General features: G+C 46.8%; 22 protein-coding genes. 19 read left to right on the top strand and 3 right to left on the bottom strand.

What is annotated here, in order from left to right:
• Window positions 1–281 precede the first annotated feature (281 nt).
• From hrpB to OIU26_RS14150, 5 genes are all read left to right on the top strand, one after another.
• Window positions 282–2,810 (top strand): ATP-dependent helicase HrpB, encoded by a 2,529-nt coding sequence (gene hrpB / locus OIU26_RS14170; protein WP_264217202.1) that lies wholly within the window; start codon window positions 282–284, stop codon window positions 2,808–2,810.
• 122 nt (window positions 2,811–2,932) lie between these two features.
• Window positions 2,933–3,517: a general stress protein gene (locus OIU26_RS14165; protein WP_013370825.1), complete on the top strand. Its 585-nt coding sequence runs from the start codon at window positions 2,933–2,935 to the stop codon at window positions 3,515–3,517.
• 240 nt (window positions 3,518–3,757) lie between these two features.
• Window positions 3,758–4,930, top strand: a complete 1,173-nt coding sequence (locus OIU26_RS14160) for an acyltransferase family protein (RefSeq protein ID WP_264217201.1) — start codon at window positions 3,758–3,760, stop codon at window positions 4,928–4,930.
• Window positions 4,931–5,248: 318 nt separating this feature from the next.
• Window positions 5,249–5,611 (top strand): helix-turn-helix transcriptional regulator, encoded by a 363-nt coding sequence (locus OIU26_RS14155; protein WP_013370828.1) that lies wholly within the window; start codon window positions 5,249–5,251, stop codon window positions 5,609–5,611.
• A gap of 19 nt (window positions 5,612–5,630) precedes the next feature.
• Complete coding sequence (locus OIU26_RS14150; RefSeq protein WP_264217396.1) at window positions 5,631–6,635, top strand: Gfo/Idh/MocA family protein; 1,005 nt, start codon at window positions 5,631–5,633, stop codon at window positions 6,633–6,635.
• A gap of 122 nt (window positions 6,636–6,757) precedes the next feature.
• Here the strand turns inward: OIU26_RS14150 and OIU26_RS14145 are convergent, their stop codons facing one another.
• A complete protein-coding gene (locus OIU26_RS14145; protein WP_264217200.1) occupies window positions 6,758–7,327 on the bottom strand; it encodes a TraR/DksA C4-type zinc finger protein in 570 nt (189 codons plus the stop codon).
• Between the two features lie 143 nt (window positions 7,328–7,470).
• On the opposite strand from OIU26_RS14145, the gene OIU26_RS14140 reads away from it, so the two are divergent.
• The 7 genes from OIU26_RS14140 to OIU26_RS14110 all read left to right on the top strand — a co-directional run bounded on the left by OIU26_RS14140 (window position 7,471) and on the right by OIU26_RS14110 (window position 11,548).
• Window positions 7,471–7,848, top strand: coding sequence for a DivIVA domain-containing protein (locus OIU26_RS14140; RefSeq protein WP_264217199.1), 378 nt, complete (start codon window positions 7,471–7,473; stop codon window positions 7,846–7,848).
• Window positions 7,849–7,945: 97 nt separating this feature from the next.
• A complete protein-coding gene (locus OIU26_RS14135; protein ID WP_013370832.1) occupies window positions 7,946–8,380 on the top strand; it encodes an Rrf2 family transcriptional regulator in 435 nt (144 codons plus the stop codon).
• A 25-nt stretch (window positions 8,381–8,405) separates the two neighbouring features.
• Window positions 8,406–8,906 (top strand): metallophosphoesterase family protein, encoded by a 501-nt coding sequence (locus tag OIU26_RS14130; protein ID WP_013370833.1) that lies wholly within the window; start codon window positions 8,406–8,408, stop codon window positions 8,904–8,906.
• Between the two features lie 36 nt (window positions 8,907–8,942).
• Window positions 8,943–9,269: a (2Fe-2S) ferredoxin domain-containing protein gene (locus tag OIU26_RS14125; RefSeq protein ID WP_040101520.1), complete on the top strand. Its 327-nt coding sequence runs from the start codon at window positions 8,943–8,945 to the stop codon at window positions 9,267–9,269.
• A gap of 128 nt (window positions 9,270–9,397) precedes the next feature.
• The gene (locus OIU26_RS14120; protein ID WP_064963291.1) at window positions 9,398–9,676 is read left to right on the top strand and encodes a hypothetical protein; all 279 of its coding nucleotides are present in this window, start codon (window positions 9,398–9,400) and stop codon (window positions 9,674–9,676) included.
• A 106-nt stretch (window positions 9,677–9,782) separates the two neighbouring features.
• Complete coding sequence (locus OIU26_RS14115) at window positions 9,783–10,385, top strand: nitroreductase family protein (RefSeq protein ID WP_040101518.1); 603 nt, start codon at window positions 9,783–9,785, stop codon at window positions 10,383–10,385.
• Window positions 10,386–10,624: 239 nt separating this feature from the next.
• Complete coding sequence (locus OIU26_RS14110) at window positions 10,625–11,548, top strand: NAD(P)/FAD-dependent oxidoreductase (RefSeq protein WP_264217198.1); 924 nt, start codon at window positions 10,625–10,627, stop codon at window positions 11,546–11,548.
• Between the two features lie 10 nt (window positions 11,549–11,558).
• On the opposite strand, the gene OIU26_RS14105 is transcribed toward OIU26_RS14110, so the two are convergent.
• Complete coding sequence (locus OIU26_RS14105; protein WP_264217197.1) at window positions 11,559–11,888, bottom strand: hypothetical protein; 330 nt, start codon at window positions 11,886–11,888, stop codon at window positions 11,559–11,561.
• 144 nt (window positions 11,889–12,032) lie between these two features.
• Window positions 12,033–12,353, bottom strand: coding sequence for a winged helix-turn-helix transcriptional regulator (locus tag OIU26_RS14100; RefSeq protein ID WP_014599691.1), 321 nt, complete (start codon window positions 12,351–12,353; stop codon window positions 12,033–12,035).
• Between the two features lie 291 nt (window positions 12,354–12,644).
• Between OIU26_RS14100 and zwf the strand changes: the two genes are divergently transcribed.
• The 7 genes from zwf to OIU26_RS14065 all read left to right on the top strand — a co-directional run bounded on the left by zwf (window position 12,645) and on the right by OIU26_RS14065 (window position 19,438).
• Window positions 12,645–14,147, top strand: a complete 1,503-nt coding sequence (gene zwf, locus OIU26_RS14095) for a glucose-6-phosphate dehydrogenase (RefSeq protein ID WP_264217196.1) — start codon at window positions 12,645–12,647, stop codon at window positions 14,145–14,147.
• A 57-nt stretch (window positions 14,148–14,204) separates the two neighbouring features.
• A complete protein-coding gene (gene gnd, locus OIU26_RS14090) occupies window positions 14,205–15,098 on the top strand; it encodes a phosphogluconate dehydrogenase (NAD(+)-dependent, decarboxylating) (RefSeq protein WP_013370842.1) in 894 nt (297 codons plus the stop codon).
• Between the two features lie 159 nt (window positions 15,099–15,257).
• Window positions 15,258–15,932: an SOS response-associated peptidase gene (locus OIU26_RS14085; protein ID WP_013370843.1), complete on the top strand. Its 675-nt coding sequence runs from the start codon at window positions 15,258–15,260 to the stop codon at window positions 15,930–15,932.
• 379 nt (window positions 15,933–16,311) lie between these two features.
• Complete coding sequence (locus OIU26_RS14080; protein ID WP_264217195.1) at window positions 16,312–17,520, top strand: MFS transporter; 1,209 nt, start codon at window positions 16,312–16,314, stop codon at window positions 17,518–17,520.
• Window positions 17,521–17,575: 55 nt separating this feature from the next.
• On the top strand, window positions 17,576–18,022 hold the full coding sequence (locus OIU26_RS14075) for an OsmC family protein (protein WP_264217194.1): 447 nt from the start codon (window positions 17,576–17,578) through the stop codon (window positions 18,020–18,022).
• Between the two features lie 69 nt (window positions 18,023–18,091).
• Window positions 18,092–19,177, top strand: a complete 1,086-nt coding sequence (locus OIU26_RS14070; RefSeq protein ID WP_264217193.1) for a lactonase family protein — start codon at window positions 18,092–18,094, stop codon at window positions 19,175–19,177.
• Window positions 19,178–19,198: 21 nt separating this feature from the next.
• Complete coding sequence (locus OIU26_RS14065; protein ID WP_264217192.1) at window positions 19,199–19,438, top strand: hypothetical protein; 240 nt, start codon at window positions 19,199–19,201, stop codon at window positions 19,436–19,438.
• Window positions 19,439–19,817: the final 379 nt, after the last annotated feature.

The raw sequence follows: 19,817 nt of genomic DNA, 5'->3' as shown, positions 1-19,817 counted from the left end.
AACCATATTATAAAACGATCTTGGCGCGAGTGCATCTCGACAGGTATAGGAGCTAGCACCAGAAAGTATGCATACTTGCGATGACCAGACGGAAATTTAAATATCTGTATAATAGATTTAGAAAACTTAGGCACAACAGGTCGAGGTGAAATCCCTGTACTGGGGACCAGCTTAACATTTTTTACTCGTTTTTCAATAATTACAGGTAGTGAAAAATTCAGAATAATAAAGAAATTCAAACTTAGATTCTACGCCACAAGCGTATCATTGGAGAGATTTCATTGACAGATAAACAGTTGCCTATTATGCAAGTCATCCCCGAGCTTAAACATGCGTTACTATCCCATTCAGCGGCGGTACTGATTGCACAGCCGGGAGCGGGGAAAACAACAGTAACACCATTAGAACTGTTGCATGAGCCGTGGCTGGCAGGGCAAAAGATAATTATGCTGGAGCCGCGACGTTTGGCAGCGCGTGCGGCAGCAGCACAAATGGCGAAAGCACTGGGTGAGTCCACCGGGAAGACCGTGGGTTACCGCGTTCGTATGGATACCAAGATAGGGCCAAGCACGCGGATTGAAGTGGTTACGGAGGGTGTGCTGACCCGGATGCTGCAACATGATCAGGCTTTGGAGGGAGTCGGTCTGATTATTTTTGATGAGTATCACGAGCGCAGCCTGCATGCAGATTTGGGCTTGGCACTTGCCCTGCAAAGCCAGGCGCTGCTGCGACCGGATTTGAAAATATTAATCATGTCTGCCACCCTGGAGGCAGAGCCTGTATGCAGATTGTTAGGAGATGCACCCTTACTGGAATGTCCAGGCACCGTGTTTCCGGTAGAAACCTTGTATATGCCCAAGCCTTCGTCAACCTCATTAGAATCCTTTGCAGCGGAGATCGTAGAAAAGGCGCTTCATGCTCATGAAGGCGATCTGTTGGTGTTTTTACCAGGGGCTAGAGAAATTCATAGAACGGAACGAGAGCTGACGTCCAGAAATTTACCGGCCTACGTCAAAATCATTCCACTGTATGGCAGCATGAAGCTGGAGCAGCAGGACGAGGCACTACGCCCGTCGGTTCCGGGCAGCCGAAAGGTGGTATTGGCCACCTCAATTGCCGAATCCAGCTTGACCATCGCCGGGATCACGGTGGTAATTGATAGCGGGCTGTCACGGGAATCGGTATTTTCCGCGCGAACTGGCATGAGCCGTTTGACCACCGTCAAGGTGTCCAAGGCCTCCGCCGACCAGCGGCGCGGACGGGCGGGCCGTCTTCAGCCGGGCGTGTGCTACCGGCTGTGGAGCGCGCAGGAGCATGCCGCGCTCCCAGATGCCAGCCGCCCGGAAATCGCGGCGGCCGATCTGGCCTCACTTGCACTGGAGCTGGCGACCTGGGGCGTGCACGAACCCGCCGAACTGGCCTGGCTGGATGCCCCGCCTGAGGCGGCATACCGTCAGGCCACAGGTCTGCTGCGTCAGCTTGGCTGCCTAGAGGCCGCGGCCGATGGTACAGCAGGCGGCATTACCGCGCATGGGCGCGAGGTATCCGCCTTGGGCACCCACCCGCGCCTCGGGCACATGCTGCTGCGCGCAGCAGCCCTTGGCTTGGCTCCGACTGCCAGCCGTCTGGCGGCGCTGCTGCAAGAGCGGGACCCGTTCCGTGCTCATGGCGGAACGGATTTGCGCCCGCGGCTGGATGCTCTGCGCGAGGCGGCTCACGCCCGCAGTACGCATAGCTTGCTGGGGGCGGCAGACGATACGGTGATTCGACGTATCGTGCAGGAGAGTCGGCAGCTGCTAGCCATGCTGCCGGACGCAGCCGCAGCGCAGGACGAGCCTGACGGCTCCGCGGCCTGCGGGCTGCTGCTGGCCTTCGCGTATCCGGATCGGATCGCGCAGGGCAGAGGGGATGGCCGCTTTCTACTCAGCGGCGGCCGGGGGGCGCGACTCCGACAAGTGGAGTGGATGTCGCGTTCGCCCTATCTCGTCGCCGCCGAAGTAGACGACGAGGGAGCAGATGGTGCCATTCAGTTGGCGGCACCGATTGAACTGCAAGAGCTGATCCAGCATTGCAGCGATTTACTGCTGGAACAAGCCAATGTATATTGGGATAGCTCCGTTTCAGCCGTGAGAGCCCGCAAGGTAATTCGGCTGGGCTCGCTCATCTTAAAGGAGACGTCTTACGAGCGACCTCCGGCAGAGGAAATCGCGGCTGCCTTAATGCAGGGTGTCCGGGAACGTGGTCTCAAACTGCTGTCCTGGAATCGGCAAACTCTTCAGTTGCAGGCACGTTTGATTTTTATGCATTTCTCAGCACCCGAGGAATGGCCAGACAGCTCAGAATCTGCGCTACTGGATTCACTGGAATCGTGGCTGTTGCCTTTTGCACTTGGAGCAAAAAATTTAGCTGATTTGCAACGACTGGACAGTAGCGAATTGCTGCTTGGCAGGTTGAATTGGGAACAGCGGCAGCAGCTTGAACAGGAAGCACCGACGCATATACGTGTACCTAGTGGTTCTCGTATTCCTGTCGATTATTCGCAACCTGAGGCACCTTCGCTGGCAGTGAGACTACAAGAACTGTTCGGCATGAAGGATACGCCCCGTATTGGACGTGGACGTGTGCCGATTGTGCTGCATTTATTATCACCTGCCCAGCGACCTGTGCAAGTGACATCTGACCTGTCCAGCTTCTGGAGCGAGACTTATTTTGAAGTTAAAAAGGACCTAAAAGGCAGATATCCCAAGCATTATTGGCCGGATGATCCACTAGAAGCTGTGGCGACTAACAGAGCAAAACCTAAGCGATGATCGGAAGCCGAACTTGAAGTAGACATCATTGCGAATTTTGTAAAATCGTTTAAACGTCAGGATAGTGGGGTAATAAAAAAACGAACCACTCAACAACAACAACATATTGGGAGGTAACTATCATGGCTAATAACTTAAACGATTATAATGAAAAGAAAATTGTTGGTGTTTTTGATACCGAGCAAGAAGCATCTCGTGCGATTGGACAATTGCAGAGCAAAGGAATCCCAAGCAGTGAAATTTCTGTGATTACACGTGACCGTGACGACCTCAGGACGATTAGTGAGGAGACAGGCACCAAAGCACCAGAGGGCGTGGCTACAGGAGCGGCTACCGGCGGTGTTGTAGGCGGCGTCGCTGGCTTGCTGGCAGGCATCGGGGCTCTGGCGATTCCGGGTATTGGACCTATTCTTGCTGCTGGACCTATCGCGGCTACCCTTACGGGAGCAGCTGTCGGAGCGGGAGCAGGTGGCTTGGTCGGTGGACTGGTTGGACTGGGCATTCCAGAAGATGATGCTCGTCAATACGAGACATACGTCGATCAGGGCAAGATTTTGGTTCTGGTAGATTCCGCTGATCACCACCGGGATGTATACGATATTTTCCGCACCAACCGTTCTCTGAATGCGGATCGTTACAGAACATATGATGATACGGTGGCGGATACGCGGACAGATGCGTACACAGATACTAGAAGGAACCTGTAACCATCACATGGCTGGTGGAAACGTAATTTACAATAATTTGGCTCCGTCCTCTTTTATAGGTTTTCTAAAGCAGCAGTCTCCCCGTGAGGAGACTGCTGCTTTTATGTGCTAGCTACTGATTGAATATACCTAAGATAGATGATGCTTTGCTTGGCATTGGCACCATTATCCCTCTATATATTTTTACAGGATTGTCGTTATAATAGATTTATAAATTGCTAGATGTAACAGGAGAGTGACATGAGTCAAAAAGAGAGAATTTCCGAAGTCGCTTTGCTGAGAGGGTTGGCTTTTGCAGCCGTTGTTCTTCAGCATTCCGTCGCACACTATGCGGTTGCGCCGGGGGCGCGCATCCAAGACGGAGTTGTAATGACCCTATTACTGCTGTGTTCCAAATTTGCAGTACCTGTGTTTGTGTTCATTACTGGAATGGTGTTATTTTACAATTATGATGGGGCCTTAAAGTATGGAACGTTTTTACGTAAACGATTCATGGACATTATTGTTCCTTATATCATATGGTCTCTTTTATACGAGTTGGGGAATCAGCTTGCCCAAGGTGGAGGATTTATTCACCCGTTAGATTTTTTCCAGAAGCTGTTGAACGGGAAAAGCAGCTATCATCTGTGGTACATCATTATGATTATCCAATGTTATGTGTTATTTCCCGTGTTTCGTTATGCTGTACGTCGTTTGTCTGCGCTACTGCCGTCAACATGGCGACCCGCTGCATTGGCTGGATTCGGCGTCCTCTATATTTTGCTTATGTTGGCGGTGGGACCCGTATATCAAGTGATGGATCAGCTCCAGCTTCCCGTCATTTCTTCTTGGTTTACCATATACGCTGACCGGAATGTGATCTATTTTTTCTTTTATTTTATATTAGGAGCGGCAGCTGGGATGAATGTCAAGCGTTGGAATGCTTGGGTTATCAAGGCGCAGTTGATATACTGGCCGCTCTTTATCGTGATTACAGGATACTTGCTGTATGAGATGATCGGTCAGTTCCAGACGCCGCGAGGTACGGTCCTTTCTTTTAACTATTTGTCTCTGCTGCGTCCGGTTATGGCTGTATATTGCATCACGTCTATTTTTGTAGCTTATCGGGTAGCAACGTGGATTGCTCACAAGGGAGGACGTGCGGCGCGGATGCTGACCGTCATGGGAACGTTGTCCTATGGAGCATATCTGATGCACGCCTTTATGCTGCGCGTAACCTACTATTTTGATGGAACGTTGTTTACAGATTGGAGTCACGTTCTTCGTACACTGGCTTCATTCGTTCTCTGTATAATCTTTTCTCTTGTTGGAACATGGTTGCTGGCACATTTGCCTTTGGGCAAATGGATCGTGGGGCTTCGGATTCGTCCCCGCCCGGCTGGAAGTCCGCCAGCCTTCCAAAAGCAAGCTTGATTCAGCGATAAAGTTACATTATTTCACAAAAAGTATCCCGAAGCTTTCAGAAGAAGGCCGAGGGATACTTTTTTAAGTGTTATTATGTTGTTTCAACATATGAAAAATTCACAATAGAAAACCATAAAATCACTCCTCAGCGCTATGCACACTACTCTATAATGCTTCATTCCATAGCTCTCGTCACCTTCAAGCAGGTCTCAAGGGACGGAGAGTTCTCGTAAACTCTCATATTTATGAAAGGAAATAGTCTATGGACGCAGAGTGGTTTATAATGGAAGATAAGAGACTTGAATAAGATGTAGAGGAGGTTGTGAAATGGCGTTTATGATATCCCAGCGGGCTTTTATCAAAATTTATCTGATCACAATGGTAGAGAGGCATCGCGGATATGGATATCAGATGCTCGAATCGATGAAAGATGAGTTTAGTAGTTTCGGATATGTTCCGCCTCAAAGCGAGGTGTACCGGGCACTGCATGAACTGGTTCAGGAAGGTGTTTTTTATCGTACCAAACGATTAAAAGGAACAGACCCGCGTGTAGATTTTCAGGAGATTGTGCTTTATCATTTTACAGACGATGGGGAGGAGAAAGCCCGACTGTACAAAAAGCAGGTCAAAGCTGATCTGGACCGTTGCTTAGGTATGCTGCATAAAGCGGAACAAGACAACTATTCCTAACTACGAAAGGATGAGAATGATGGGTAGAAAGCTGAAATGGGGAATTTTAGGCACGGCGGAGATCGCCAAAATCGCTGTAATTCCGGCGATTCAGCAATCCGAACGCGGAGAAGTACTTGGAATTGCTAGTCGTAATGCGGATAAAGCCGCTGAGGCCGCCCGGGAGTTCGATATTCCGAGAAGTTATGGAAGCTATGAAGAGCTGTTGGCTGATCCCGAAATCGGAGCGGTGTATATACCATTGCCAAACCATCTGCATGAAGAGTGGACCATTAAGGCAGCGGAGGCCGGGAAGCATGTTTTGTGTGAAAAACCATCTTCGCTTAGCTCGGCCGGGACAAGCCGCATGATTGAAGCATGTCGCCGTGCCCGAGTGACATTTGCGGAAGCTTTTATGTATCGCTATCATCCCAAACATCGAAGAATTAAGGAAATCATCAATAGTGGGGAAATTGGTGACATTCGCGGTATTCATTGCACATTTACATTTAACAATACCGATCAGGCAGATAATGTACGCTTTAATAAAAGCATGGGCGGCGGCTCGTTATATGATGTGGGCGTGTACCCGATATCAGCCGCTCGTATGTATTTGGATCGGGAGCCGGAGGCAGTGACGGTACATGCTTTATTTTCCCCGGAGCATGACAACGTTGATATGATGGCCTCCGGTCTGCTGGAATTTCCGGGTGGAGTCAACCTTACTTTCGATTGTGGTATGTGGGCAGCCAATCGTTCCAATATGGAAATTCTCGGAAGCAAGGGTACGATTGCGATGCCCAAAATGTTTGGTTGGGAAAGAACCTCTGTCGTACCGCAAATTTTCGTTCACGTTGGTTCGGTTACGCGTGAGGAACGTCTAAAGGGTTTTAATTCTTTTGAACTGCAAGCTGATGCTTTTGCCGAAGCCGTGCTTGACGGTATTCCTTTGCCATATGAGCCAGAAGATGCGGTTAGTAATATGAAAGTGATCGACGCCTGTATTGAATCAGCTCGCAGTCGTAAACGGATAGAGATTGGATAAGCAGGATTACCGTAATCTCAGAAGACAAAAAAAAGCAGCCGGTCCAAGGACAAGCTGCTTTTTTAGATGAACAAATACACAAATACATAGGGATTTTAAATGAATCTTGGGATATTCGAGCATTACATATTTTCATCATAATCTGTGACATCACGCTTGGCGGCTGTCGCAGGCGAGTTCGATGTGCCGTATTTTTCCACCGCGTCCCATGCGCGTGCATCATCAAATCGTCCTGCATTCCGTTGGCGAACCTCACCTGCACCTTTGGGCGGCGGAGTCATAACCTGTTCCTCGATTGGACGGTCATTCGATAATTCTCGTGTTGGAGTGTGCTCGACTGTATAGGCTGTATATGGAATGGCTTGCAACCGTTCAAAAGGAATTTCTTCCCCGCTCTCCACACATATTCCATACGTCCCATCCTGCATCCGTTGCAGGGCCGCATTAACCTGCTCCAGCTCGTTTTCCAGCGACTCATTAATCGCCAGATCACGGGAACGTTCAAAGGTTTCCGTCCCTATATCGGCGGGGTGGTTATCATAGGACGAGAGCTCACCTGTGGAATCTGTCAGTGTTTCTCCCAATTGTGTGTTTTCCTGACCGTTTTGTTTAAAATGTTTTTCTAAATCATTTTTCTGCTCCAGTAACATATGTTTCAGCTCTGCAAGCTGTGAATCGTTCAAATGGTTCATGATCATCTCTCCCCTTCATGGTCTGTATGAGTGGTGTGTATGCTCTTTTATACCCGTTCATAGACCTGAGCAATCAGCAGAGACTTTTATTCCCAGCCTAGAATGTGATATAAAAAGAATAGTGTGTTAAGGAGGGAAAACCGATGGATGAACATATGAAGCGTCGTCTGGATAAGCAAAAGCAGTTGTTTAAACAACTGGGCATTCAGCTGGACGCGCTCTCCATTCATGAGAAACAGTTTAAAAATAAAATGCGCGGCTATGATCCGGATGAGGTGGATGCCTTTCTGGATGAAGTGATCAAGGATTATGAACGCTTTTATGCCAATATAGCCGACCTGATGGACAAGTGGCAGGAGCAGCAGGCAACCATACGTGATTTGAAAAATGCACCCAAGCCTGCAGCCGACTTTAGTGCACTTGACCGTCGTCAACTGGAGGATATCATTAAGCAGTTGGAATATAGTGTGCGCCAATTAAAAGTGCGAGTACGCCCGGAAAATGACTATTTTCCAGAGTAAGGAGTAGTAAGCACTGTGTCGCTGCCTCTAATGTGGTATGATGGAAACATGCATTTTATCAAACATTTAATGAGGCACACATATAAAGGTGGTTAACATGAGTACCCATTTTTCCGTTAGTATCCATTGTCTGCTTCTTCTGGCTGAAGGGGCACCTGAGCGAATGACTTCGTCACTTATTGCTTCCAGCATTAATACAAACCCGGTAGTTGTGAGAAGAATTATGAGCCGACTCAAGCAAGCTGGTCTGGTGGATTCGTCACCGGGAGCGCGCGGCTTTCGTCTAAGCATGTCGAGTTCAAACATCAATCTGAAAATGATCTATGAAGCGACCAAGGATGAAGGCCCGCTGTTCGCCATCCATACCGACAGCAATCATAATTGCGAGGTTGGCAGGAACATAGACGCTTTATTGGATGGTTTATATACGGTGGCAGAGCAGAAAATCCAGGCGTTTTTCGAGACCGTTACGTTGCGAGATCTGGAGCAGGCTCTCAAACAGCGGGTTGGACAACAAAGTTCATCCGTGTAAAAGACGCCAGTAAGGAGAAATTGATATGAAAATCATCGTACTTTCAGACACCCATATGCCACATAGAAGCAAAACGCTGCCTAGTCGGCTTGTACAGGAGCTAAAAGACAGTGACCTCATTCTCCATGCTGGAGACTGGACGGATTGGTTCGTATATGAACGTCTAGCTGAATTTGCGCCTGTACAAGGCATTGCCGGAAACAATGATGGAACCGACATCGTGGAGCGTCTAGGCTATCAACGTATTGTTGAAGCCCAAGGCAAGCGGATTGGTATGGTTCATGGTCACGGCTGGCGCGGCTCGACAGAAAATATAGCACTGAATACGTTTAAGGGAGAAACGCTGGATTGCCTGATTTTTGGACATTCTCATATTCCTGTGGTCAAAAAGATAGATAATCTGCTTGTCCTTAATCCGGGGTCTCCGACGGACAAACGCGGTGAAGACGAATATTCATTTATCGTGCTGACGATTGAAGACGGGCAGATGGAAGCACAGCTTGTTCTTTATCCAGATAAACATTGATTTAAAAACCAACAACTGTTGATTAAAGGGGAAGCTATGGCTATTTTTGATTTAGAACCTATGAAGCATCATGTGTTGATTTGTAATGGAGGCACATGTATGCGACATGAGGGTGAAGAAGTTACCCAAGCAATTCGGGATGAAATTCGTAAACAACATGCAGAAGCATATATTCACACAACCAGAACTCGTTGTAATGGGCGCTGTCATGATGCGGCGGTTGTAATCGTATACCCGCAAGGGGATTGGTATGGTCAAATGACTCCGGCCTCAGGTACAGAGCTGGTGCAGAAGCTCGTAGCGGGAGAGAAGCTGGAGCCTCATCTTTTTCATGAATGTACACGTAAATCCAGCTCGCAATAATCCAGTCAACTATTAATAAGAACATGAGTAGAGAAAATCTTTCGGAGATTTTCTCTTTTTTGCGTTTAATCCCCAACCTGAAAGGTAAAAGTATACTGTGGACACAATCCGATAGGGAGGGAAGAAAGATGACCCCATTTGAAGATAATCTGCATGGTAAGAATGAGCAAAAAGACCAGACGGGGAAAGGAACAACAGAGTCTAAACATCAGGAACAGCCGATTAATCGTGATCATGCAGAGCAGTATCCGACAGAGCAGGAAAGCTTGTTTGACCGTTTTGAAATTGAACAGACGGTAGATGCCATTCCCGTAGAGGATTTAAAGATGGAAAGACAGGAGGAGAGAGACAAGGATGCAACCAAGCACACCTCTTCCAGTGAGAAAAAATATAAGGACGGCGTATAATTTTTAACCAACTGGTAATATTTAAAAAGAAATCTCTTGACTTCAAGATATGTAGGATGTATATTAAGTTACGAAAAGTAATTAATTTTTCTCAGGAGGTAACAAAATGACTAAAGACTTCTTCACAGCGCTGAAAGACAGACGCTCCTATTATGGCATTAGCAAAGAACAAGTAATTTCTGACCAACGGATTCAAGAGATCGTAGAGGAAGCTGTGAAGTATACACCTACCTCTTTCAACTCCCAAACTTCACGGGCTGTAGTGTTGCTCGGAGAGCATCATGACAAACTGTGGAATATTACAGAAGATATTTTGCGGGAAGTGGTAGGCAATGAAGAACAATTCAAATCTACTGCTGAGAAAATGAACGGTTTCCGCAGCGGTTACGGAACAGTGTTGTTTTTTGAAGACAACAACGTGATAGCTGGTCTGCAACAACAATTTGAAGCGTATGCGGACAATTTCCCAATCTGGGCCAACCAATCTAACGGCATGCTGCAACTGGTTGTATGGACGGCTCTGGAGCAAGAAGGACTGGGTGCATCCCTTCAGCACTATAATCCTTTGATCGACGAAAAAGTGAAAAACGAATGGAACATTCCTGAGCATTGGAAACTGATTGCTGAAATGCCATTTGGTAAACCGACATTCCAACCAGGTGACAAGGAATTCCAACCTATTGAAGAACGCGTAAAAACATTTAAATAATGATCATAATAGTATGATTTTTCAGGTTTAACCTGAATACAGCGCTACGGATTATCCGTAGTGCTGTTTGTCGTTTCATTTTTTGGTTATGTAACCATTTGGATATATGAAGAAGAGAGGTTAATTCATCCGTATGTAGGTGATATTATGTTTGAAATTGGATGAGAAGTTTACATAAGTGTGATTGCTTTTTTGGCAGATGTTTAGCATTTGCGCGTATTTGAAGGAGGAATTAGGACATGAAATACGATTGCATTATTGTCGGTGGGGGAATCGCCGGATTGCAAGCAGCAATTCAATTGGGCAGATACAGCAGTCATCGGGTGCTGGTGATAGATTCGGGCTATGGTCGATCTACGCTGTGCCATCAGTATCATAATATTTTGGGCTTTCCTGACGGGATTTCTGGTGAAGAGCTACGAGGGCTTGGACGTAGTGAAGCCATGAAGCTTGGCACTGAATTTGTTGATGGCAAGGCGGTAAAAGCGACCAAGAGAGATGAGCTTTTTGACATTGAAGTGGAGGCAGGGGCAGTATATACGTCAAAAACGCTGCTATTGGCCACAGGGCTGACGGATCGCTTTCCAAAGCTGGAAGGGCTACAAGCCTGCCTGGGCAACAGTGTATATGTGTGCCCCGACTGTGACGGGTATGAGGTTCAGGATCGCAGTACAGTCGTCATGGGGGCGGGCAAAGCGGGAGCTTCCATGGCCTTGATTTTGTCAGCACGTACCGATCACCTTGTCTATGTCAATCATGAGCGTTCAGAAGTACCGAACGAGCTGATCGTGAAGCTGCGGGAAAAAGGGATTGAATATAAGGAAGCAGCCATTTCTGAGATTATCACGGGACAACCGGGCTGTTTTGAAGGAGTACGGCTGGCTGACGGGCAAGTGATTGGAGCAGAGCGGGGGTTCTTAGCCTTTGGAAGCAACCATGTTCATTCAGAGCTGGCGGAACAACTGGGTGTACATCTGCTGCACAACAAGCATATTGAGACGCATCCCCGCAGCAAAATGACAAACGTGGAAAATGTATGGGTGGCCGGGGACTTAGGGGCTCATGCCGAGCAAGCGACGGTTGCGATGGGAGAAGGAGCTATGTCAGCGATCTGGATACACAAGGTATTATCTGGTATGAAAACAAAAGTACCGCAACTCTGAGAGCTGCGGTTTAGAACGTTGGGCGTGTACTTGGTTGAAGATGAGGCTCGAAGCGTCTTAATTGATCGCTCATGCCATACTTGCGTAAAATTTCCGTCTGTTTGTTACCGATGAGATCAAAATGAGGATAGGGCTGACGCTGATGTATATATTGGGGGTCCAATCCGTTATGCTTGCACCATAAGCGCAGCTTATCCAAGTCAGAGCACCCCACCTTGGTGACAGTTGTAATGCCTGGAAAGCGGTCATCCAGCCAGTAATGCGTTAGAAAAGCAATCTCGCCACGACTGACCTCTCTTTTCCAGCTCATCAGTTCCTGCCGGGTAATGCCAAATGCCATCGGTCTCATCCTTTCCTGGCTCATATCTGAAAACATGAGCTATTGCGCGGTTGTCCCATTATTTTCGTCCTATTGCTTGTATTATGATCCACATGGAGTAACACAATAACAGGAGAGCGTAATTGGCGATCTCCTGTTAGCGGTTTAGAGCCATCTTTCGGCCCAGCTCTCCACACCATTCAATGCATCACCTAGCTCTTTACCCTTACGTGTCAGCGAATATTCGGTCCGCACAGGCCGCTCTGTGATGACATTGCGAAGGATTAGGCCGGAAAGCTCTAGTTCCTTGATGCGCTCGTTCAGCATGCGTTTGCTAAGATCAGGTATGGAAACTTGAATTTCACTAAATCGTTTGGGATGTTCCATCAAAGTATGAATGATGAGAGCGGTCCATTTTTTGCTGATGATCTGAAAGGACTGTTCCACCTTACCGCACAAAAGCTTAGGCTGCCTGTCGTCGCTCATCTGAATCCCCTCAATTTCATTGTTGTTTTAAACAGTATACTAAAAGTAACTCTGTATACCAATAGTAACTATAATGCATTGTATCAACTGTGACAATTTTAACAGTTTTTTCTCTTTCCTATCGTCAATCATACCACAGAAAACGTTATCATTACAGGATATATCGAATGTTCACGATTTCGCTAAAATTTGATTGACTTGCCCCTTATTTTGGGTGTATTATGGGTTACGTTAATTCCTCAGGTAACTTTTAATAACCTCATCTTTTATAATGGGAAGAAGGAATATTTCATGGATTCAATGACATTTGTCTTATTTGGAGCGACAGGGGATTTGGCTAAACGCAAAATTTACCCGGCCTTGTATAATTTGTTTGTAGAAGGTAAAATTCCGGCTTCCTTTTCTGTAATTGGGATGGGGCGTCGTGAAGTGGCGGACGAACAATTTCAAAGTAATGTAGAGCAATCTATTAAGGATTTTTCCAGACATGTGAATGATGACCGTGCACAGATGGATCAGTTCTTAAGTGCTTTCCGTTATTGTGCATTGAACGTTAACCACCCGGAAGATTATAAAAAGCTGCTACAGCTTGCTGAGCAACGTGAAAATGACTTGGGAATTCCGGGGAACCGCATGTTTTACTTATCGGTGGCACCGGAATTTTTTGATGTGATTGCCCACAATATTCGGGAAAGTGGTTTGGCTGAAACAAAGGGTTGGAAACGACTCATTATTGAAAAACCATTTGGGCATGATTTGGAATCGGCACGCGAGCTGAATGATCGCCTGAGCAGAACCTTTGCTGAGGATGAGATTTATCGTATTGACCATTACTTAGGTAAGCCCATGGTTCAAAACCTGGAAGCTTTAAAATTTGCTAATCCATTGCTTCAAGGGGTTTGGAACAACCAGTACATTGCCAATGTGCAAATTACCGCTTCTGAGACTGTAGGCGTAGAGGAGCGAGCAGGATACTACGATCACTCCGGTGCTATTCGTGATATGGTACAAAATCACATGCTGCAGGTGTTGATGATGACGGCTATGAACAAGCCGGAACATATTACGGCTGACCAGGTGCGGGATGAAAAAAGTAAGGTGATGGACGCGCTTCGTGCCCTTGATCCTTCTGATATTGCTTCCAACGTGGTTAGAGGACAATATACCGCAGGTGAGATCAACGGAAAAGCAGTTCCTTCCTATAAAGAGGAGCCGGACATTGGACCTGATTCGCAAAATGATACGTTCATTTCAGCTCGCCTTTGGATTGACAATGAACAATGGTCGGGTGTGCCGTTCTATATTCGTACCGGCAAACGCATGAAAGAAAAATCCACTCGCATCGTTGTGGAATTCAAAAAGGACAATACAGATCCTTATGCTGCTCAAGGGCAGCCGACCGATCCGAACTTGCTGATCATTCATGTTAACCCGGATGAAAAGGTAACGCTCCGTCTGAACAGTAGAGATCCGCTGAACAATGGTCAGCTGGAGACGGTTCTGATGAATTATCATTCCGAGGCCAAGGATGTCCCAGAAGCTTATGAACGCCTCATCTTTGATGCGCTGCGCGGCGATTCGACCTTTTTTGCTCATTGGAATGAAGTGGAGCTTTCATGGGTGTGGGTTCAACCCGTACTCGAAGCCTTTGCCCGTGGCGAAGTCCCGCTTCACACATATGCGGCAGGCTCTTACGGTCCAGAAGCTTCAGATCAATTGTTGGAAGAACAAGGCTTTACATGGTGGTTGGACGAAAAGTCCGAAAGCTCTAAAAAAGCAGTCGTTCGTGCTTAGTCCAACAAAAAAAGTTTGTACAGAAATATATTTTTGCTACGGCAGGAGGCCTTTATAATGCAAGTAGGATTAATTGGTTTGGGAAAAATGGGTTTGAATCTTGGTAAAAACTTGATCGATCATAAGCATGAAGTTGTGGCTTACGACGTCAATGCAGCCGCAATTCAAGAAATGAAGGAGTATGGAGCTGCAGGTGCTTCTACTTTGGAAGAGCTTGTACAAGCAACTCAATCCCCTAGAGTGCTGTGGATTATGGTTCCTCACCAAATTGTTGATTCTGTGCTGGATCAGCTTCAACCAATGTTGTCCAAAGGGGACATCATTATTGAAGGCGGTAATTCTCATTACAAAGAGTCCATTGCTCGCCATGCTCGTCTGAAAGAATATGGTATCAGCTTTATGGATGCAGGAACTTCCGGCGGGATGGAAGGTGCACGCAATGGCGCTTGTTACATGATCGGTGGCGATCCAGAAGCTTGGGCGGTTGTTGAGCCGATTTTCCGCGATACAGCGGTGGAAAATGGATATTTGTATGCTGGTAAATCCGGTAGCGGACATTTCCTGAAAATGGTTCATAACGGTGTGGAATACGGTATGATGGCTTCCATCGGTGAAGGTTTTGAAGTGCTGGAGAAAAGCAACTTTGACTTTGATTATGAACAAGTAGCGCGTGTGTGGAACAACGGTTCCGTTATCCGCTCTTGGCTGATGGGCTTGACTGAACGCGCATTTTCTAAAGATGCAAACTTGGATGAAATCCGTGGGGTTATGCACTCTTCCGGTGAAGGTAAATGGACTGTTGAGGAAGCGTTGGATCTTCAGGCAGCAACTCCGGTTATTGCCTTGTCCTTGCTGATGCGCTACCGTTCGCTGGATGCTGATACATTCAACGGCAAAGTAGTTGCTGCGCTGCGTAATGAATTTGGCGGCCACGCTGTAGAGAAGAAGTAATAACGATATAAGTTAGTATCTATCCCCGTAGCTTCATGACTGCGGGGATATTGCTATATATTTTTTTGCTCATCAGGTTTTTGTAAAATCCTCGCTTATGCATATTTTTCCTTGTATATCCGCACAATAGGTAAAAAAAGGCGGAAGGATGAATTGCATATGTGCAAAAGATTTTCGTTATCGGCTGATTTGGATGAGGTAAGGGATCATTTTGGTATACAACGTGTGATGTATTATTATAAAACACGTTATAACATGAGTCCCACCCAGCATGTTCCAATTGTGCTGCATCAGGATGGAGAACGGGTGCTTGATGAATTTCGCTGGGGATTTATTCCTTATTGGGGTAAGGATTGTGTTAATGCAGACCTGAATACTGTTCGGGTAAATCCTAGTTATCGGAAGATGGCGGAAACCCGCCGCTGTATTATTCCTTGTAATGGTTTTTATTATTGGCGAAAATTGGGCAAACGCATGTGTGCCGTCCGAGTGGTACTGCCGGAACAGAAAATGTTTGCGGTCGCTGGGCTCTATGAAATATGGCAGGATAGCAGAAAAGAGCCGTTACGCACCTGTACGATGATGACGGTTCAGGCCAATACGGATATACGTGAATTTGACAGCCGGATGCCCGCTATTTTGGAAGCAGACCAAATAGATTCATGGCTAGATCCGTCGATCCAGAACATTGATGAGCTGCTGCCCTTATTGCGCACGTATGAGCAAGGTGGTATGAGCATCTATCCGGTGACCCCACTGGTGGCCAATGATGAACATGATAGCCGTGAATGCATTCAGGAAATGGATTTACAGTGGTCCTGGATTAAACCTTAAATGTATGAAGATTTGTATCCATTATTGATCATAAGATTCCCGCCACCTGCATAGGTATGTATTGGGGAACAAGCGTCATAATCCGGGGAGAGGGGAAACGGCCGAAGGAGTATCTCATATGGGATGGAGGCGATTGGAATGAGTAACGATACACTCATCCAGCTGCTGGTGCTCATGGTGACGATCATCGGTCTGGTCCAAAACCGGTAACTGACAGGTTCCAGAAGGCGGGAGAATTGCCGTAGGCAATCTTCCGTTTTTTTTGCATTAAAAAGCTCGCAGATTCAGGAAGCTTGCGGTACAATAGATGCTGGGCTACAGGTGACAAGACACCTGAATATACGTCTACATACGATGCATTTTTAAGGGAGAGCGAATCATGAGTGAATTAACTTCATTACCCCCAGCTAAAAAAAGAAAATTGCTATTTAGCGCAGGCCTTAGCTGGCTGTTTGATGCTATGGATGTGGGACTGCTTTCATTTATAGTGGCAGCTTTGGCTAAGGAGTGGCATCTGGGATCAGAGCAGATTGGTCTGCTGACTGCGATGAATTCAATAGGAATGGTGTTTGGAGCCGCCTTGGCGGGGATTTTGGCAGATCGTTACGGTAGACGCGCTATATTAGTGTGGACACTGTTGATCTTTTCCATTGCCAGTGGCTTATCCGCTTTTGCGACAGGTCTCGGAATGCTGTTGGTGTTGCGTTTTATTGCTGGTGCAGGCTTGGGCGGGGAATTGCCTGTTGCTTCGACGCTGGTGTCAGAATCAGTGCCTGTAAAAGAACGAGGAAGAGCAGTAGTGCTGCTGGAAAGCTTTTGGGCGGCAGGCTGGATTCTTTCGGCTCTTATTGCTTATTTTGTTATTCCGAAATACGGTTGGCAAATGGCATTTATTCTCGGCGCAGTACCTGCGCTGTACGCTCTTTATCTGCGCAGAGCTATTGATGATTCACCGCGTTATAAGCAGCAAAGCGTCAAACTTCCGCTGCGTGCACGATTGGCTTCGATTTGGTCGGGACCCCATCGCAAGTCTACGCTAATGCTGTGGATTTTATGGTTTACAGTTGTATTTTCATATTATGGCATGTTCCTGTGGTTGCCAAGCATGATGTTTATGAAGGGATTTGAGCTGGTTAAAAGCTTTGAGTATGTCCTAATCATGACACTTGCACAATTACCAGGTTATTTTACCGCTGCCTATCTGATTGAAAAGCTGGGTCGCAAATTTGTACTGATCATCTACTTGTTGCTCACGGCAGTGTCCGCTATTTGGTTTGGAACATCGGAAACGGCAGGGATGTTGTTGGCTGCTGGTATCTGCTTATCCTTCTTTAATCTCGGTGCATGGGGAGCCATGTATGCTTATACCCCGGAGCTGTACCCAACGTCTGCTCGTTCTACCGGTGTGGGTATGGCAGCTGCATTTGGACGTATTGGCGGCGTGATCGGACCTTTTGTGGTAGGTATACTCGTAGGACAAGACATAGCGTTACCATCTATCTTTGCGATTTTTTTCGTAGCGATCCTGATCGGAGCAGCTGCTGTATGGTTGCTGGGTACCGAAACTAAAAATCAGGAGATTGACTAACCTTTACATTCACCTGTGTAAAGATTCATAATACAAGAGAGAGGAGTGACCTGAAATGGAGCATACCTTTCTGCTCAAGGCAGACTGGAACGGGGGACGCAACAGCGATGGGCGTATTGAGGCCGGACAGTTGCGGACAGCGATTTCGATTCCGGCTGAGATGGGAGGCCCTGGTGTGGGCACCAATCCGGATGAAATGCTGCTCGGTGCAGCTGCTACCTGCTATCTGATTACTTTGGCGGCGATGATGGAGCGTGCCAGTCTCCCGGTGGCATCACTGGCACTGGAATCCGAAGGGATTGTCGATGTAACGAACAACATTTTTACATATCGCCGAATCGTGCATCGTCCACGAGTTCTATTGTCCGTCGATGCAACAGAATCGCAAATCGAACAAGCATTGCGCCTTGCAGAGCAGGCTGAAACCTCATGCATGATCTCGCGTGCCGTAGCAGGAAATGTAGCATTGTCTACAGAACCTGTGGTGAAGCGCGCCTCTTAAAGCAGTATCTGTAACAGGAGCAATCATTCCAATTGCCCGTCATTTTTTTAATCCAAGGAGGACACAACCATGACAGCACAACAAAAATTGCTCGTATTCGCAGGCTCTTACGCCGAATTGGAAGGTAACGGAGTTTATTCGTATACTTTTAATGAACAGACAGGAGCCCTGACACTACAGGGTGAGTTCTCCGGTTTGAAAAATCCTACATTTCTAAATGTAGACGTTAAAAATCGGAAGCTGTATTCCATTGGCGAGACGACTTCCGCTGCAGGAGCGAAGGTAGGCGAAGCCTCTGCTTTTGAAATTGACCCGGTTAAAGGCACATTTACTTTGCTGAATCGCGCGGAAAACGTAGGCTCCACAACATGCCACATTCAACGTGATCCATCCGATCGTTACCTGATTGTAGTCAGCTACCACGGAGGTATGGTAGGACTGGTATCTCTGACTGAGGACGGGCGTATCGGTGAATTGCTGGATGTAAAACAGCACGAGGGCAAAGGAGCGCATCCTGAGCGTCAGGATAGTCCACATCCACATTCCAGTTTCTTTAGCCCGGACGGCCGCTTCCTGTTCGTACAAGATCTTGGACTGGATCTGATCCGTATTTATACCATTGATGACAGCAAAGGGCAACTGGTGCTGCACGGTGAAACGAAAACCCATGCAGGTGCAGGCCCACGTCACTTGACGTTCCACCCGAACGGTAAATTTGCTTTTGTTATTAATGAAGTGGATTCTTCCATTACTTCTTTCGCATATGATGCAGAAGCTGGCAAGCTTACTGAGCTTGAGAGCGTACCGACATTGCCGTCTGACTTTACTGGCGAAAACACAACTGCAGAAATTGCGATTTCACAGGATGGCGCTTATCTGTACGGTTCCAACCGTGGACATGATAGCATCGTGGTATACGCTGTAGATGGAGCCACTGGCAAGTTGAGCTTGGTTGAGCATGTATCTGCCGAAGGCGAGCATCCGCGTCATTTTGCTTTGACACCTAATGGTGACTATATGCTCGTGGCTAACCGCGACACCAACAATATTGTTACCTTCAAAGTGGACAAAGCAAGCGGTCGCTTAACCTACACCGGACAACAAGTAACTGTGTCCAAACCAGTATGCGTGCAGCCTTTTTACTTTTCCGTGTAAAAATAGGGCAACTTCTATATCATGCGGAGTGCTAAAGTGACGGTATGCGGCTTGTGTTCACTACGAGAACGGATTATTCTTCCGATCGCTGTTGCCCCCGGATTTCTTGGTTGTATGTTCAAGGATAGAAATCCGGGGGCAAAGGCGAACGCTCCGCTTCTTCAGACAATTCCGTCCTCTCCGCTGCTTTATTTCTTTTGGCAACCACTTGTTTATACAGAAAAAATGAATTTGCATATGTTGATGGTTTCGGTGAATTAACTAGGCATAAAAATTTATTAGTAGAAACGGCTCGTAGGATAACCTGCAGCCGTTTTTATTTTAGCGCTTAGTCACTTCTAAGAAAGGTCATTGCTTACAAAATTATTCTGAAGTTTTAAGATCATAAATAAGATACGAATAATTTCGGTAAGAAAAGGGTACATATGTTATAAGCAGAACAGTTATCCCATTTGTAAATTTAGGACAGGCACTGTGACTCCATATAGAAGTTGGGTATTTTTATAAAAATTTACATTTTAGCTGAGCATCGGTACTAGTTTACTAGATGGTTGTTGTTTTGAGACAAACTTATGAAAAATGAGGATGACAAGGATAAGCTGAGTACGAAGCGGACAGATGGGTTTGCAGCAGCGATCGG

Source organism: Paenibacillus sp. BT-177 (assembly GCF_025846815.2).
Taxonomy (GTDB): domain Bacteria; phylum Bacillota; class Bacilli; order Paenibacillales; family Paenibacillaceae; genus Paenibacillus; species Paenibacillus polymyxa_C.
The sequence above is the reverse complement of the archived record's forward strand: the minus strand, read 5'-3'. Positions and strand labels throughout refer to the sequence as shown.

Excerpts from the sequence above, each read along its gene's own strand:
- OIU26_RS14160 (WP_264217201.1), top strand. The coding sequence starts at position 3,758 with ATGAGTCAAAAAGAGAGAATTTCCGAAGTCGCTTTGCTGAGAGGGTTG.
- OIU26_RS14165 (WP_013370825.1), top strand. The coding sequence starts at position 2,933 with ATGGCTAATAACTTAAACGATTATAATGAAAAGAAAATTGTTGGTGTT.
- OIU26_RS14075 (WP_264217194.1), top strand. The coding sequence starts at position 17,576 with ATGGAGCATACCTTTCTGCTCAAGGCAGACTGGAACGGGGGACGCAAC.
- OIU26_RS14140 (WP_264217199.1), top strand. The coding sequence starts at position 7,471 with ATGGATGAACATATGAAGCGTCGTCTGGATAAGCAAAAGCAGTTGTTT.
- zwf (WP_264217196.1), top strand. The coding sequence starts at position 12,645 with ATGGATTCAATGACATTTGTCTTATTTGGAGCGACAGGGGATTTGGCT.
- OIU26_RS14085 (WP_013370843.1), top strand. The coding sequence starts at position 15,258 with ATGTGCAAAAGATTTTCGTTATCGGCTGATTTGGATGAGGTAAGGGAT.
- OIU26_RS14080 (WP_264217195.1), top strand. The coding sequence starts at position 16,312 with ATGAGTGAATTAACTTCATTACCCCCAGCTAAAAAAAGAAAATTGCTA.
- OIU26_RS14120 (WP_064963291.1), top strand. The coding sequence starts at position 9,398 with ATGACCCCATTTGAAGATAATCTGCATGGTAAGAATGAGCAAAAAGAC.
- OIU26_RS14110 (WP_264217198.1), top strand. The coding sequence starts at position 10,625 with ATGAAATACGATTGCATTATTGTCGGTGGGGGAATCGCCGGATTGCAA.
- OIU26_RS14070 (WP_264217193.1), top strand. The coding sequence starts at position 18,092 with ATGACAGCACAACAAAAATTGCTCGTATTCGCAGGCTCTTACGCCGAA.
- OIU26_RS14115 (WP_040101518.1), top strand. The coding sequence starts at position 9,783 with ATGACTAAAGACTTCTTCACAGCGCTGAAAGACAGACGCTCCTATTAT.
- OIU26_RS14150 (WP_264217396.1), top strand. The coding sequence starts at position 5,631 with ATGGGTAGAAAGCTGAAATGGGGAATTTTAGGCACGGCGGAGATCGCC.
- OIU26_RS14125 (WP_040101520.1), top strand. The coding sequence starts at position 8,943 with ATGGCTATTTTTGATTTAGAACCTATGAAGCATCATGTGTTGATTTGT.
- OIU26_RS14100 (WP_014599691.1), bottom strand. The coding sequence starts at position 12,353 with ATGAGCGACGACAGGCAGCCTAAGCTTTTGTGCGGTAAGGTGGAACAG.
- OIU26_RS14135 (WP_013370832.1), top strand. The coding sequence starts at position 7,946 with ATGAGTACCCATTTTTCCGTTAGTATCCATTGTCTGCTTCTTCTGGCT.
- OIU26_RS14130 (WP_013370833.1), top strand. The coding sequence starts at position 8,406 with ATGAAAATCATCGTACTTTCAGACACCCATATGCCACATAGAAGCAAA.
- gnd (WP_013370842.1), top strand. The coding sequence starts at position 14,205 with ATGCAAGTAGGATTAATTGGTTTGGGAAAAATGGGTTTGAATCTTGGT.
- OIU26_RS14105 (WP_264217197.1), bottom strand. The coding sequence starts at position 11,888 with ATGGCATTTGGCATTACCCGGCAGGAACTGATGAGCTGGAAAAGAGAG.
- OIU26_RS14145 (WP_264217200.1), bottom strand. The coding sequence starts at position 7,327 with ATGAACCATTTGAACGATTCACAGCTTGCAGAGCTGAAACATATGTTA.
- OIU26_RS14155 (WP_013370828.1), top strand. The coding sequence starts at position 5,249 with ATGGCGTTTATGATATCCCAGCGGGCTTTTATCAAAATTTATCTGATC.
- OIU26_RS14065 (WP_264217192.1), top strand. The coding sequence starts at position 19,199 with ATGCGGAGTGCTAAAGTGACGGTATGCGGCTTGTGTTCACTACGAGAA.